The 14,428-nt window shown below is 40.8% G+C and carries 16 protein-coding genes; 14 read left to right on the forward strand and 2 right to left on the reverse strand.

Annotated elements, in window-relative coordinates; genetic code table 11:
• The first annotated feature begins 12 nt into the window (after positions 1-12).
• From K1I53_RS01050 to K1I53_RS01090, 9 genes are all read left to right on the forward strand, one after another.
• Complete coding sequence (locus K1I53_RS01050; protein WP_223327614.1) at positions 13-324, forward strand: CHY zinc finger protein; 312 nt, start codon at positions 13-15, stop codon at positions 322-324.
• Between the two features lie 232 nt (positions 325-556).
• Positions 557-757 carry a F0F1 ATP synthase subunit C gene (locus K1I53_RS01055; protein WP_001054552.1) on the forward strand — a complete coding sequence of 67 codons (201 nt, stop codon included), beginning with the start codon at positions 557-559 and terminating at the stop codon, positions 755-757.
• Positions 758-792: 35 nt separating this feature from the next.
• On the forward strand, positions 793-1,506 hold the full coding sequence (gene atpB / locus K1I53_RS01060; protein WP_223327615.1) for a F0F1 ATP synthase subunit A: 714 nt from the start codon (positions 793-795) through the stop codon (positions 1,504-1,506).
• A 13-nt stretch (positions 1,507-1,519) separates the two neighbouring features.
• Entirely contained in the window at positions 1,520-2,014 is a 495-nt protein-coding gene (gene atpF, locus K1I53_RS01065) for a F0F1 ATP synthase subunit B (protein ID WP_223327616.1), read from the forward strand.
• Positions 2,014-2,550 carry a F0F1 ATP synthase subunit delta gene (locus K1I53_RS01070; protein ID WP_223327617.1) on the forward strand — a complete coding sequence of 179 codons (537 nt, stop codon included), beginning with the start codon at positions 2,014-2,016 and terminating at the stop codon, positions 2,548-2,550. The genes atpF and K1I53_RS01070 overlap by 1 nt, the downstream gene beginning before the upstream one ends.
• A 14-nt stretch (positions 2,551-2,564) precedes the next feature.
• On the forward strand, positions 2,565-4,070 hold the full coding sequence (gene atpA, locus K1I53_RS01075) for a F0F1 ATP synthase subunit alpha (RefSeq protein ID WP_223327619.1): 1,506 nt from the start codon (positions 2,565-2,567) through the stop codon (positions 4,068-4,070).
• Positions 4,071-4,085: 15 nt separating this feature from the next.
• Complete coding sequence (locus K1I53_RS01080) at positions 4,086-4,964, forward strand: F0F1 ATP synthase subunit gamma (RefSeq protein ID WP_084946135.1); 879 nt, start codon at positions 4,086-4,088, stop codon at positions 4,962-4,964.
• An 85-nt stretch (positions 4,965-5,049) separates the two neighbouring features.
• Entirely contained in the window at positions 5,050-6,456 is a 1,407-nt protein-coding gene (gene atpD, locus K1I53_RS01085; RefSeq protein ID WP_125399423.1) for a F0F1 ATP synthase subunit beta, read from the forward strand.
• A 10-nt stretch (positions 6,457-6,466) separates the two neighbouring features.
• Positions 6,467-6,886 (forward strand): F0F1 ATP synthase subunit epsilon, encoded by a 420-nt coding sequence (locus K1I53_RS01090; protein WP_000068036.1) that lies wholly within the window; start codon positions 6,467-6,469, stop codon positions 6,884-6,886.
• A 42-nt stretch (positions 6,887-6,928) separates the two neighbouring features.
• On the opposite strand, the gene K1I53_RS01095 is transcribed toward K1I53_RS01090, so the two are convergent.
• Complete coding sequence (locus K1I53_RS01095) at positions 6,929-7,942, reverse strand: lactonase family protein (protein WP_223327621.1); 1,014 nt, start codon at positions 7,940-7,942, stop codon at positions 6,929-6,931.
• A 144-nt stretch (positions 7,943-8,086) separates the two neighbouring features.
• Here K1I53_RS01095 and K1I53_RS01100 point away from each other — a divergent pair, with 144 nt between their 5' ends.
• The 5 genes from K1I53_RS01100 (at position 8,087) to K1I53_RS01120 (ending at position 12,738) form a co-directional block, all read left to right on the forward strand.
• The gene (locus tag K1I53_RS01100; RefSeq protein WP_223327623.1) at positions 8,087-9,253 is read left to right on the forward strand and encodes an AI-2E family transporter; all 1,167 of its coding nucleotides are present in this window, start codon (positions 8,087-8,089) and stop codon (positions 9,251-9,253) included.
• The gene (locus K1I53_RS01105; protein WP_223327631.1) at positions 9,243-10,472 is read left to right on the forward strand and encodes a tetratricopeptide repeat protein; all 1,230 of its coding nucleotides are present in this window, start codon (positions 9,243-9,245) and stop codon (positions 10,470-10,472) included. The genes K1I53_RS01100 and K1I53_RS01105 overlap by 11 nt, the downstream gene beginning before the upstream one ends.
• 137 nt (positions 10,473-10,609) lie before the next feature.
• Positions 10,610-11,251: an amino acid ABC transporter permease gene (locus K1I53_RS01110; protein ID WP_125415176.1), complete on the forward strand. Its 642-nt coding sequence runs from the start codon at positions 10,610-10,612 to the stop codon at positions 11,249-11,251.
• A 9-nt stretch (positions 11,252-11,260) separates the two neighbouring features.
• Positions 11,261-11,890, forward strand: a complete 630-nt coding sequence (locus tag K1I53_RS01115) for an amino acid ABC transporter ATP-binding protein (RefSeq protein WP_223327633.1) — start codon at positions 11,261-11,263, stop codon at positions 11,888-11,890.
• Between the two features lie 11 nt (positions 11,891-11,901).
• Positions 11,902-12,738 (forward strand): amino acid ABC transporter substrate-binding protein, encoded by an 837-nt coding sequence (locus K1I53_RS01120; protein WP_223328415.1) that lies wholly within the window; start codon positions 11,902-11,904, stop codon positions 12,736-12,738.
• A gap of 73 nt (positions 12,739-12,811) precedes the next feature.
• On the opposite strand, the gene lysS is transcribed toward K1I53_RS01120, so the two are convergent.
• Positions 12,812-14,302 carry a lysine--tRNA ligase gene (gene lysS / locus K1I53_RS01125; protein ID WP_000102442.1) on the reverse strand — a complete coding sequence of 497 codons (1,491 nt, stop codon included), beginning with the start codon at positions 14,300-14,302 and terminating at the stop codon, positions 12,812-12,814.
• Positions 14,303-14,428: the final 126 nt, after the last annotated feature.

A 14,428-nucleotide genomic window follows, 5' to 3' on the forward strand; every position in this document is an offset into this window, starting at 1 on the left:
AAGGAAAAGTGAATGAATCAAGCACAAGGTTTGTTAGTTGATGATGAAGGCAGATGTATTCATTACCATGGCGAAAAGGATATCATTTCCCTTCAGTGCTATGAATGTAAAAAATACTATGCTTGCTATCAGTGTCATAATACTATAGAAACGCATGTATTTTCGCCCTATCCCTTGGCGCTTACCGAGGATCAACCGATTTTATGTGGGGCTTGTAAGAGGACAATGACATTTCAAGAATATCAAAAACAGATAGCATGTTCTTATTGCAGTGCTCCATTTAATCCAGGTTGCAAACAACACTATTCCTATTATTTTAAATAAAATGAATTCATCCAAGTTTCAAACTTGGATTTTTTCAATTTATTTCAGAAAACAGAGTGAAAGTGGAAAAACACTCGCTCTAAAATGAGAAATTTTTCTGTATAATAGGATAAAAATGGCAAAAATAGAAATAAATTATCTGAAACGCTTTCAATGTTAGTAAAAAGTTGACAAAAACAAATTTTAGGACTAAACTAAGTAAGTAAATTTAAATAAAAAAGGAGAATTCATCATGAATTTAACATTTTTCGGTCTTTGTCTTGCCTGTATGGGTGTATCCCTTGCAGAAGGATTTTTGATGAACGGTTTGTTCAAATCAGCAGCTCGCCAACCAGACATCATTCCACAATTGCGTAGCTTGATGATCATGGGGATTGCCTTTATTGAAGGAACTTTCTTTGTAACTCTTGTCTTTTCATTTATCATCAAATAAAGAGAAGTATAAATTGGAAAAAGGGAGGATTCTAGATGGAAGAAAGTATCAATCCAACCATCAATATCGGTCCTGTTACCTTTGATTTGACCTTGACAGCCTTAACCTTGCTGTCTGTGGCAGTTATTTTTGGCTTTATCTATTGGGCGAGTCGTAGTATGACTCTGAAACCCAAAGGGAAGCAAAATGTACTAGAGTATCTCTATGACTTCGTAGTCGGATTTACAGAACCTAATGTAGGCTCACGGTACATGAAAGATTACTCACTCTTTTACTTATGTTTATTTCTTTTTATGGTGATCGCAAACAATCTTGGTTTGATGGCAAAACTTCAAACTACAGATGGGACAAACCTTTGGACATCGCCAACTGCCAATCTTCAATTTGACTTGGCCTTGTCATTTGGAATTATCCTGATGACCCATATAGAAGGAATTCGTCGCCGTGGTGTTAAAAAGTATCTGAAAGGCTTTGTTACCCCAGGTTTTATGACACCGATGAATCTCCTTGAAGAAGTCACGAATTTCCTATCACTTGCTTTGCGGGTATTCGGAAATATCTTTGCCGGAGAAGTGATGGCTAGTCTGCTCATCACACTTTCTCATCAGGCTCTTTATTGGTATCCAGTCGCATTTGTTACCAATCTAGTCTGGACGGCGTTTTCTGTGTTTATTTCCTGTGTTCAGGCTTATGTATTCACAGTCTTGTCTTCTATGTATCTAGGAAATAAAATTAATGATGAAGAGTAGAAAGGAGTAACAGATGCACGTAACAGTAGGTGAATTAATTGGTAACTTTATTTTAATCGCTGGCTCTTTTATCCTTTTGATTGTCTTAGTTAAGAAATATGCGTGGTCAAACTTGACAAGTGTCTTCGAAGAAAGGGCAAATAAAATTGCTGCTGATATTGATGGAGCTGAACAAGCACGTCAAAAAGCAGAAACTCTTGCCCAAAAACGTGAAGATGAATTGACTGGTAGTCGCAACGAAGCCAAAACAATCATTGAAAATGCTAAAGAGACTGCAGAGAAGAGTAAAGCAGATATTCTGGCAGATGCTAAATTAGAAGCAGGTCGCTTAAAAGAAAAGGCGAATCAAGAAATTGCTCAGAATAAAGCTGAGGCTTTGCAAAGTGTTAAGGGCGAGGTGGCAGATTTGACGATTAGTCTCGCTGGTAAAATTATCTCAAAAAACCTTGACAGTCATGCTCATAAGGAACTCATTGATCAATATATCGATCAGCTAGGAGAAGCCTAATGGACAAGAAAACAGCAAAGGTCATTGAAAAGTACAGCATGCCTTTTGTCCAATTAGTGATTGAAAAAGGAGAAGAGGACCGGATTTTTTCAGACTTGGATCAAATCAAACAAGTTGCAGAAGAAACGGACTTACCTTCTTTTTTAGCTCAGGTGGCAGTTGATGAGTCTGATAAGGAAAAAACAGTTGGTTTCTTTCAAGACTCTGTCTCACCTTTAATGCAAAACTTTATTCAGGTTCTGATTTACAATCACAGAGCAAATCTTTTTTATGATATCATTGTTGATTGTTTGAATCGTCTTGAAAGAGAAACCAATCATTTTGTAGTTACGATTTCTTCAGCTCATCCTTTAACGGACGAACAGAAGGAACGTTTGCTTCCCTTGATAGAGAAAAAAATGTCTCTGAAAGTACGGAGTATTAAAGAACAAATTGATGAAGGACTCATTGGTGGTTTTGTCATTTTTGCTAATCACAAGACAATTGATGTGAGTATTAAACAACAACTTCGAGTTGTTAAAGAAAATTTGAAATAGAAAGTGGTGTTCTTTTGGCAATTAACGCACAAGAAATCAGCGCTTTAATTAAGCAACAAATTGAAAATTTCAAACCCAATTTTGATGTTTCTGAAACAGGTGTTGTAACCTATATCGGGGACGGAATTGCGCGTGCTCACGGTCTTGAAAATGCCATGAGTGGAGAGTTGTTGATCTTTGAAAACGGCTCTTATGGGATGGCGCAAAACTTGGAGTCTACAGACGTTGGGATTATCATCCTTGGAGACTTTACAGATATTCGTGAAGGTGATACCATTCGCCGTACAGGTAAAATTATGGAAGTCCCTGTGGGTGACAGCTTGATCGGACGTGTTGTCGACCCACTTGGTCGTCCAGTTGATGGTCTTGGAGAAATCCATACTGACAAAACTCGTCCAGTAGAAGCGCCAGCTCCTGGCGTTATGCAACGTAAGTCTGTATCAGAACCATTGCAAACTGGTTTGAAAGCTATTGACGCCCTTGTTCCGATTGGTCGTGGTCAACGTGAGTTGATTATCGGTGACCGTCAAACAGGGAAAACAACCATTGCAATTGATACCATCTTGAACCAAAAAGGTCAAGATATGATCTGTATCTATGTAGCGATTGGACAAAAAGAATCAACAGTCCGTACGCAAGTAGAAACACTTCGTCAGTACGGTGCCTTGGACTACACAATCGTTGTGACAGCCTCTGCTTCACAACCATCTCCATTGCTCTTCCTAGCTCCTTATGCTGGGGTAGCTATGGCAGAAGAATTTATGTACCAAGGCAAGCATGTTTTGATTGTTTATGATGATCTTTCAAAACAAGCGGTCGCTTATCGTGAGCTTTCCCTCTTGCTTCGTCGTCCACCAGGTCGTGAAGCCTTCCCAGGGGATGTTTTCTACCTCCACAGCCGTTTGCTTGAGCGCTCAGCTAAAGTTTCTGATGAACTTGGTGGTGGTTCAATCACAGCCCTACCATTTATCGAAACGCAAGCAGGAGATATCTCTGCCTATATCGCAACCAACGTAATTTCAATTACAGATGGGCAAATCTTCCTTGGAGATGGTCTCTTTAATGCAGGGATTCGTCCAGCTATTGATGCGGGTTCATCTGTATCTCGTGTAGGTGGTTCCGCTCAAATCAAAGCCATGAAGAAAGTAGCTGGTACGCTTCGTATCGACCTTGCTTCTTACCGTGAACTAGAGGCCTTCACTAAGTTCGGTTCTGATTTGGATGCAGCAACGCAGGCTAAGTTGAATCGTGGTCGTCGTACGGTAGAAGTATTGAAACAACCAGTTCACAAACCATTGCCTGTTGAGAAACAAGTTACCATCCTGTATGCTTTGACACATGGTTTCTTGGATACGATTCCAGTAGATGATATTGTTCGTTTTGAGGAAGAGTTCCATATTTTCTTTGATGCACAACATCCAGAGATTTTGGAAACCATTCGTGAAACAAAAGACTTGCCAGAAGAATCAGTCTTGGATGCTGCGATTACAGAGTTTCTCAATCAATCCAGCTTCCAATAAGAATAGAGGTGTCAGATGGCAGTATCTCTAAATGATATTAAAACAAAAATCGCCTCAACCAAAAATACTAGTCAAATCACTAATGCTATGCAAATGGTGTCAGCGGCTAAGTTAGGCCGCTCTGAAGAAGCAGCTCGTAACTTTCAAATTTACGCTCAAAAGGTTCGTAAACTATTGACAGATATCCTTCATGGAAATGGAGCTGGTGGTTCAACCAATCCTATGTTGATTAGTCGTCCAGTCAAAAAGACAGGCTATATTGTCATCACTTCAGATCGTGGCTTGGTTGGGGGATATAATGCTTCCATCCTTAAAGCTGTTATGGAGTTGACAGAAGAATACCATCCAAATGGTGATGACTTTGAAGTTATCTGTATTGGTGGTATGGGGGCTGATTTCTTTAAGGCTCGTGGTATTCAGCCAATCTATGAACTACGCGGCTTGGCAGATCAACCTAGTTTTGATGAAGTTCGTAAAATTATTTCAAAAACGATTGAGATGTACCAAAACGAACTTTTTGATGAATTGTACGTCTGCTACAACCATCATGTTAATACTCTCACAAGTCAAATGCGTGTGGAACAAATGCTTCCGATTGTTGACTTGGATCCAAATGAAGCGGATGAAGAGTATAGCTTGACCTTTGAGTTGGAAACGAGCCGTGATGAGATTCTAGAGCAGTTGTTGCCACAGTATGCTGAAAGTATGATTTACGGGGCTATTATCGATGCCAAGACAGCTGAAAATGCCGCTGGTATGACAGCTATGCAAACAGCGACCGATAATGCCAAAAAGGTCATTAATGATTTGACAATCCAGTATAACCGTGCTAGACAGGCGGCGATTACACAAGAAATTACAGAAATCGTAGCGGGGGCTAGTGCCTTAGAATAAGGCTTTGCCTCCCTCGTATCAAAATGAACTTAGGACCTAGTTGAGCTAGGAACCGACAGTATCTTATATAGAATAGGAGAAGGAGATGAGTTCAGGTAAAATTGCTCAGGTTATCGGACCCGTTGTAGACGTTTTGTTTGCAGCTGGGGAACCACTTCCTGAGATTAACAATGCACTTGTCGTCTACAAAAATGACGAAAGAAAAACAAAAATCGTCCTTGAAGTAGCCTTGGAGTTGGGTGATGGTATGATCCGTACGATCGCCATGGAATCAACAGATGGTTTGACTCGTGGAATGGAAGTTTTGGACACAGGCCGTCCAATCTCTGTGCCAGTAGGTAAAGAAACTTTGGGACGTGTCTTCAACGTTTTGGGGGATACTATTGACTTGGATGCTCCTTTCGCTGAAGACGCTGAGCGTCAGCCAATTCATAAGAAAGCTCCAACTTTTGATGAATTGTCTACCTCATCTGAAATCTTGGAAACAGGGATCAAGGTTATCGACCTTCTTGCCCCTTACCTTAAAGGGGGGAAAGTTGGACTCTTCGGTGGTGCCGGAGTTGGTAAAACTGTCTTGATTCAAGAATTGATTCACAACATTGCTCAAGAACATGGTGGTATTTCAGTATTTACCGGTGTTGGAGAACGTACTCGTGAGGGGAACGACCTTTACTGGGAAATGAAAGAATCAGGCGTTATCGAGAAAACAGCCATGGTATTTGGTCAGATGAATGAACCACCAGGAGCACGTATGCGTGTTGCCCTTACTGGTTTGACAATCGCCGAATACTTCCGTGATGTAGAAGGTCAAGACGTTCTTCTCTTCATTGACAATATCTTCCGTTTCACTCAAGCTGGTTCAGAAGTATCTGCCCTTTTGGGTCGTATGCCATCAGCCGTTGGTTACCAACCAACACTTGCTACGGAAATGGGTCAATTGCAAGAACGTATCACATCAACCAAGAAGGGTTCTGTAACCTCTATTCAGGCCATCTACGTGCCAGCGGATGACTATACTGACCCAGCGCCAGCGACAGCCTTCGCTCACTTGGATTCAACTACAAACTTGGAACGTAAGTTGGTACAATTGGGTATTTATCCAGCCGTTGATCCGTTGGCTTCAAGCTCACGTGCCTTGGCACCTGAGATTGTTGGAGAAGAGCACTATGCAGTTGCTGCTGAAGTCAAACGTGTCCTTCAACGTTACCATGAATTGCAAGATATCATTGCCATCCTTGGTATGGATGAGCTTTCTGATGAAGAAAAGACCTTGGTTGCGCGTGCTCGTCGTATCCAGTTCTTCTTGTCACAAAACTTCAACGTTGCGGAGCAATTTACTGGCCAACCTGGTTCTTATGTACCAGTAGCAGAAACGGTTCGTGGTTTTAAGGAAATCCTTGAAGGGAAACATGACCACTTGCCAGAAGATGCCTTCCGTGGAGTTGGTTCAATCGAAGACGTCATTGCTAAGGCAGAGAAAATGGGATTTTAAGAGGTGATCTATGGCTCAGTTAACTGTCCAGATCGTGACACCAGATGGCCTCGTCTATGATCACCATGCCAGCTTTGTATCGGTACGAACTCTGGATGGTGAGATGGGGATCTTGCCACGACATGAAAATATGATTGCGGTTTTAGCGGTTGATGAAGTAAAGGTAAAACGAATCGATGATGATACTCATGTGAACTGGATTGCAGTGAACGGAGGGATTATCGAGATTGCCAATGACATAATTACCATTGTAGCCGACTCAGCAGAGCGTGCTCGTGATATCGATATCAGCCGTGCTGAACGTGCTAAACTTCGCGCCGAACGTGAAATTGAAGAAGCTCAAGACAAGCACTTAATTGACCAAGAACGACGCGCTAAGATTGCTCTTCAACGTGCCATTAACCGTATTAATGTCGGAAATAAACTATAATCAAAAAATGAACTTGAGATTCAAGTTCATTTTTTGATTATCTTAGTTCGCAAAGTGAATGCAGACTGCTTCTGGGACATGGAAATCGTTAGAAAGTTCTGCAAGACGACCACTTTCAGGATTACGCTTAAAGACGGTTGCGTTATCAGAATCTTGATGAACAGCAATGAGAAACTCTTGATCAGGAGTTAGGTCGAAATCACGTGGATTTTGTCCATGTGTTGGTACTATCTCTAATAATTCCAGACTGCCATCAGCGAGGATTGTATAGACGGCAATGGAATCATGACCTCGGTTGGATGCATAAAGGTATTTCCCATCTTTTGAAAGACGAATGGCTGCAGTAGCATTGAATCTCTCATAGCCGTCTGGTAAGGTTGAAATGACTTGCATGCGTTCAAATTCACCAACCCCATCGTAAATCAAGACTTCAATGGTACTATTTAGTTCGCAAATGAGATAGGCAATCTTATAGTGGTGGTGGAAAACGATGTGGCGAGCACCTGCTCCAGACTGGCTGTGATAAGTGTGGAGCTTACTTAGTTTTCCTTCTGGGCTAACATCATAGGTCGTCACCTCGTCAGTACCTAGGTCACATGTGACGAGATACTGGTCAGGTGTTAGATCTGTAAAGTGGACATGAGGAGAAGTTTGATTTTCATGAGGGCCTTGTCCACTATGCTGATCCAGATCTGTTTGGGCGAGGCTGCCGTCAGCTTGACGCTTATAAACTAGAACTTGACCTTTATGATAGTTGGCCCCATAAACGAGACCACGCTTTTCATCCACTGCCACATAACAATGAGGAGCCCCCTCCTCCACCACATGGTTTAGCAAAGTGCCATCTGTCTTGTATGCAGCGATTCCACCTAAGCTATCCTGGCTCCCTACAGTGTATAAGTGTTGCTGTTGGTCAAAAGCAAGGTAGGTCGGACTTGGTTCAGCAGCAAAGAGTTCAAGATTTGCAAGCTGGCCTGTTTCTGTATCAAAATCTGCCTTGTAAATCCCTTTAGATAAGCGACGAGTGTAAGTTCCAAAATAAACAATTTCTTTCATGTCCATACCTCTTAATAATGATATGTTCATTATACCACAAAATAGCAGTCATGAAGCACCAGATTCATTCATGTAAGCACTTTAAAAAAGAGTTATTTTAGTTTAAAAATGGTATAATGAGAGAACGACAGAAAGGATGTATTTATGGAACATAAAGAGAAACATTTTAGCCTATCTTGGTTTTTTAAGTGGTTTTTAGATAATAAAGCCATCACTGTATTTTTAGTAACCTTGTTACTGGGGCTTAACATTTTTATTCTAAGTAAGATTAGTTTTATTTTTTTACCAGTTTTGGATTTTTTAGGGGTTGTCATGTTGCCAGTTATTTTATCTGGTTTACTTTATTATCTCCTCAATCCGATTGTTGACTGGATGGAGAAACACAAGATCAATCGCGTTCTTGCTATCAGTATAGTTTTTGTCATTATTGGACTTTTTATCATTTGGGGTCTGGCAGTCGCTATTCCAAATCTGCAACGCCAAGTCTTAAATTTTGCGAAGAATGTGCCGACTTATCTTAAGGATGCTGATATGGTTATCAATGACCTTGTAACCAAACGCTTGCCAGATGATTTTAGACCTCAGTTGGAGCAGGTTCTTGCAAATGTTTCTACAGAAGCAACGATATGGGCCAGCAAAATTTCTTCTCAAGCCGTCAACTGGGTCAGTGGCTTTATCAGTAGTGTTTCTCAGGTGATTGTAGCGGTCATTATCGTACCCTTTATGCTCTTCTATCTCTTGCGCGATGGAAAAGGCTTGCGAGATTATTTGACTAAGTTTATTCCAACGAAGTTAAAAGAACCTGCGGGTGAAGTCCTATCGGATGTCAATAAACAGCTGTCAAACTACGTTAGAGGACAGGTTACAGTTGCTATTATCGTGGCGATTATGTTTATTATTTTCTTTAAGATTATTGGTCTCAGATATGCTGTGACTCTAGGTGTAACGGCAGGTATTCTAAATCTAGTCCCTTATTTAGGTAGTTTCCTTGCCATGCTGCCTGCCCTTGTTTTAGGTTTAATCGCAGGCCCTGTCATGCTCTTGAAAGTTGTCATTGTCTTTATCGTGGAACAAACGATTGAAGGTCGCTTCGTATCGCCTCTTATTTTAGGTAGTCAGCTGAACATCCATCCGATCAATGTCCTCTTTGTTCTCCTGACTTCAGGATCTATGTTTGGGATTTGGGGAGTCTTGTTGGGAATCCCTGTCTATGCCTCTGCCAAGGTCGTTATCTCAGCTATCTTTAACTGGTATAAAGAAGTCAGCGGTTTGTATGAAGAAGAAGGAGAGGAAATCAAGAGTGAACAATAGTCAACGTATGCTCCAGGCTTTGGATGAACAGGATTTAAGCAAAGCGGATCAGTATTTTCACAAAGCCCTCGAAACAGATTCAAGTGAAGTTCTTTACGAACTAGCAAGCTATCTTGAGGTAATTGGCTTTTATCCTCAAGCAAAAGAAATTTACCAAAATATCGTTACAGAATTTCCAGAAGTGAATCTGAACTTAGCCAGCATTGTTAGCGAGGATGGCAATGTTGAGGAAGCCTTTGCTTACCTTGAGGAAATCACACCCGAAAGTGACTGGTACGTATCGGCCTTGGCCTTGAAGGCCGATCTCTATCAGTTGGAAGGATTGACAGATGTAGCACGTGAAAAGTTACTGGAAGCCTTAAGTTACTCAGATGATGTCTTATTAGTTTTTGGTCTGGCTGAGTTGGATAGCGAGTTAGGAAATTATCAGGAAGCCATTCAGGGCTATGCTCAATTAGATAATCGCTCCATCTATGAGCAAACGGGTGTCTCAACCTATCAGCGAATCGGCTACGCTTATGCCCAGTTAGGCAAGTTTGAAGCTGCAACTGAATTCTTAGAAAAAGCCTTAGAACTAGAATACGATGACCAAACGGCTTTTGAACTGGCTAGTCTTTACTTTGACCAAGAAGAGTATCAAAAATCTGTTCTTTACTTTAAGCAGATTGATACCATTTCACCAGATTTTGAAGGATATGAGTATGGCTACAGTCAAGCCTTACACAAGGAACATCAGGTGGAGGAGGCCCTTCGTATCGCTAAACAAGGTTTGGAGAAAAATCCATTTGAAACTCGGCTCTTGCTAGCAGCCTCACAGTTTTCGTATGAATTGCATGATGCTAGTGCTGCAGAGCAATTTCTCCTTACTGCCAAAGAAGATGCAGAAGACCTTGAGGAAATTTTCCTTCGTCTCGCAACCATTTATATGGAACAAGAGCGGTTTGAGGACATTATCGCTCTCCAAAGTCAAGAACCTGAAAATCTCTTGACCAAGTGGATGATTGCCCGTTCTTATCAGGAGACTGAGAATTTAGATAAGGCCTATGAGCTCTATCAACAACTATCATCTGACCTCAAGGACAATCCAGAGTTTCTGGAGCAATATACTTATCTCTTGCGTGAATTGGGATATTTTGAAGAAGCCAAAGTGCAAGCCGAAGCCTATTTAAAACTAGTTCCAGATGATGTTCAAATGCAAGAACTCATAGAAACACTTTAAAAGTTATCTCTCTAAAAGAGCGTATCCGTCAATTTGGCAGATACGTTTTTTGAAAGAAATAGAATTTTTTTACAATAACCCTTGCTAAATTGTTTATTTATGCTATAATAGGAACAATTATTTTTAGGAGGTGCAGTATGTCTTATATGTTTGAGATATTACCGAGTTTATTGAGCGGTGCAAGCATGACTTTACAGGTTTTTGTACTGGTCTTGATTTTGTCTATTCCCTTGGGCGTTTTGATTGCCTTTGCCTTGCAAGTCCATTGGAAACTCCTCCATTATCTGATCAACATTTATATCTGGATCATGCGAGGAACACCCTTGCTCTTGCAATTGATCTTTATCTATTATGTGCTTCCAAATATTGGGATTCGTTTGGATCGCCTTCCTGCGGCTATTATTGCCTTTGTTTTGAATTATGCAGCTTACTTTGCTGAAATCTTCCGTGGAGGGATTGATACTATTCCTAAGGGGCAATATGAGGCTGCTAAGGTCTTGAAGTTTAGCCCTTTTGCCACAGTGCGCTATATTATCTTACCACAGGTGACCAAAATTGTTCTTCCTAGTGTATTTAATGAAGTCATGAGTTTGGTCAAGGATACTTCTTTGGTCTATGCCTTAGGTATTTCAGATTTGATTTTGGCTAGTCGTACAGCAGCCAACCGTGATGCTAGTCTGATTCCTATGTTCTTGGCAGGAGCAATTTACTTGATTTTGATTGGTATTGTGACTATCCTTGCCAAAAAAGTTGAGAAGAAGTACAGTTACTATAGATAGGAGGTTGCCATGTTAGAATTACGAAACATCAACAAGGCCTTTGGTGGCAAACAGGTCTTAACTAATTTCAGCCTATCAATTCCTGAAAAGCAAATCCTGGCAATCGTAGGTCCATCAGGAGGTGGAAAAACAACCTTATTACGTATGTTAGCTGGACTGGAAACTATCGATTCTGGAGAAATCTACTATAACGGTGAATCTCTAGCTTTAGACGAACTAGAAAAGCGTAACCTACTAGGATTTGTCTTCCAAGATTTTCAACTTTTCCCTCATTTATCAGTTCTGGACAATTTGACCCTATCGCCTGTGAAAACTATGGGAATGAAGCAGGAAGAGGCTGAGAAGAAGGCGCGTGTACTCTTGGAACAGTTAGGACTAGCAGGGCACGCAGATGCTTATCCATTTTCATTATCAGGTGGGCAAAAGCAGCGGGTGGCCTTGGCGCGTGCTATGATGATTGACCCAGAAATCATTGGTTACGATGAACCAACTTCTGCCTTGGATCCAGAATTGCGCTTGGAAGTGGAAAAACTGATTTTGCAAAATAGGGAACTTGGGATGACGCAAATTGTGGTTACCCACGATTTACAATTCGCTGAAAATATTGCGGATGTATTATTAAAAGTAGAGCCTAAATAGGAGGAAAAATGATGAAAAAATTGATGCTTGTATTAGTCAGTCTAATGACTGCTTTGTTCTTAGCAGCTTGTGGGAAAAATTCTAGTGAAACTAGTGGAGATAATTGGTCTAAGTACGAGTCTAACAAGTCTATTACCATTGGATTTGATAGTACTTTTGTTCCAATGGGATTTGCTCAGAAAGATGGTTCCTATGCAGGATTTGATATTGATTTAGCTACAGCTGTTTTTGAAAAATACGGAATTACGGTAAATTGGCAACCGATTGATTGGGATTTGAAAGAAGCTGAATTGACAAAAGGAACGATTGATCTGATTTGGAATGGCTATTCCGCTACAGACGAACGTCGTGAAAAGGTAGCATTCAGTAACTCATATATGAAGAATGAGCAGGTATTGGTTACTAAGAAATCGTCAGGTATTACGACTGCAAAAGATATGACTGGAAAGACTTTAGGAGCTCAAGCTGGTTCATCTGGTTATGCGAACTTTGAAGGAAAGCCAGCGATTTTGAAGGATATTGTCGCTAATAATGAAGCGAATCAATACCAAACTTTTAATGAAGCCTTGATTGATTTGAAAAACGATCGAATTGATGGCCTATTGATTGATCGTGTCTATGCAAACTATTATTTAGAAGCAGAAGGCGTTTTAAACGATTATAATGTCTTTACAGTTGGACTAGAAACAGAAGCTTTTGCAGTTGGAGCACGTAAGGAAGATACTACTCTGGTTAATAAGATAAATGAAGGATTTTCTAGTCTTTACAAGGATGGTAAGTTCCAAGAAATTAGTCAAAAATGGTTTGGAGAAGATGTGGCAACCAGTCAAGTCAAAAATCAAGAATAAGAAAAAGAGATTGAGTGTACCTCAGTCTCTTTTAGTCTTAAAAATCCTCTGGCAAGTACCAGAGGATAAGGGGTTATTTCATTGTTGGGAAGAGTAGAACGTCACGGATAGTAGTTGTATCTGTGAGGAGCATGCAGAGGCGGTCAATACCGATTCCCAAACCACCTGTTGGTGGCATACCATATTCAAGGGCCTCGATGTAATCGTAGTCGATACCTGTTGCTTCGTCGTCACCAAGTTCTTTAGCTTTTGCTTGGGCTTCAAAACGGCTAAGTTGGTCGATTGGGTCGTTCAACTCGGTAAAGGCATTACCGTATTCTTTAGTCATGATGAAGAGTTCGAAACGGTCTGTAAAGCGTTCGTCTTCAGGATTTTTCTTAGCGAGTGGAGACACAGCTACTGGATGTCCATAGACAAAGGTTGGTTGGATCAAGGTTTCTTCAACGAACTCTTCAAAGAAAGCGTTGATGATGTGACCTACTTCAGTGTAGTGTTTCTCAACTGGAACTTTCTTCTCAGCAGCGATAGCTTTGGCTTCCTCGAAAGTCATGTCTTGCCAGAAATCTACACCAGTAATTTCCTTGATAGCATCCACCATGTGAACACGTTTAAATGGTTCATTGATCTTGATTTCAGTACCTTGATAGTTAACTGGGCCATCACCTTTGACTGATTTAGCAGCGTGTTGGATAATACCTTCCGTCAAGTCCATGATATCTTGGAAGTCAGCATAAGCTTGATAAACTTCGATAGAAGTGAATTCAGGATTATGAGTGGCATCCATTCCTTCATTACGGAAGATACGGCCAATTTCATAGACACGTTCCATACCACCAACGATAAGACGTTTTAAGTGGAGCTCAGTCGCGATACGAAGCACCATGTCAATGTTTTGGGCATTGTGGTGAGTGATAAATGGACGAGCAGCAGCACCACCAGCTTCGTTGTGGAGGACAGGTGTTTCCACTTCAAGGAAACCTTTTTGATCAAGATAACGACGGATTTCTGAGATGATTTTTGAACGAGTGACAAAACGTTCAAAGCTTTCACGGTTAGAAATCAAGTCAAGGTAACGTTTGCGGTAAATGGTTTCAACGTCAGTTAAACCATGGAATTTCTCTGGAAGTGGGCGAAGTGCTTTAGACAAGTGTGTAATGTGAGTCGCCTTGATAGAGAGTTCTCCCATATCAGTACGCATCACTTCACCTTCGACACCGAGGAAGTCACCGAGGTCAGCCTTTTTGAAGATTTCGTAGTTTTCTTCACCGACTTCGTCTTTACGAACGTAGATTTGGATTTGACCTTCTCGGTCTTGAAGATGGGCAAAGCCAACTTTTCCTTTCCCACGTTTAGTTACTAAGCGTCCAGCGATAGTAGCAGTTTCATTTAATTCATGTAATTGTTCTTTATCAAGTTCTGCAAATTTGTCTTTTAGTTCTTGTGAGTTAGCAGTACGTTCAAAACGTTTTCCGAAGGGATCGATTCCCTGCTCACGGAGCGCAGCCATTTTTTCACGGCGAACGATCTGCTGGTCATTTAGTTCTTCCATATGTTCTGTAGACATGAAATCCTCCTAATTTTACTCAAAATTTGATACGATGAGTCATTTTTTGCGATACTCCCATTTTATCATAAATAGTCAAGAAATTCACGGATATTCTTTGAAAATTAAAAAGAACTTGACCATTGG

Source organism: Streptococcus oralis (genome assembly GCF_019929365.1).
GTDB classification, from domain to species: Bacteria; Bacillota; Bacilli; order Lactobacillales; family Streptococcaceae; genus Streptococcus; species Streptococcus oralis_BT.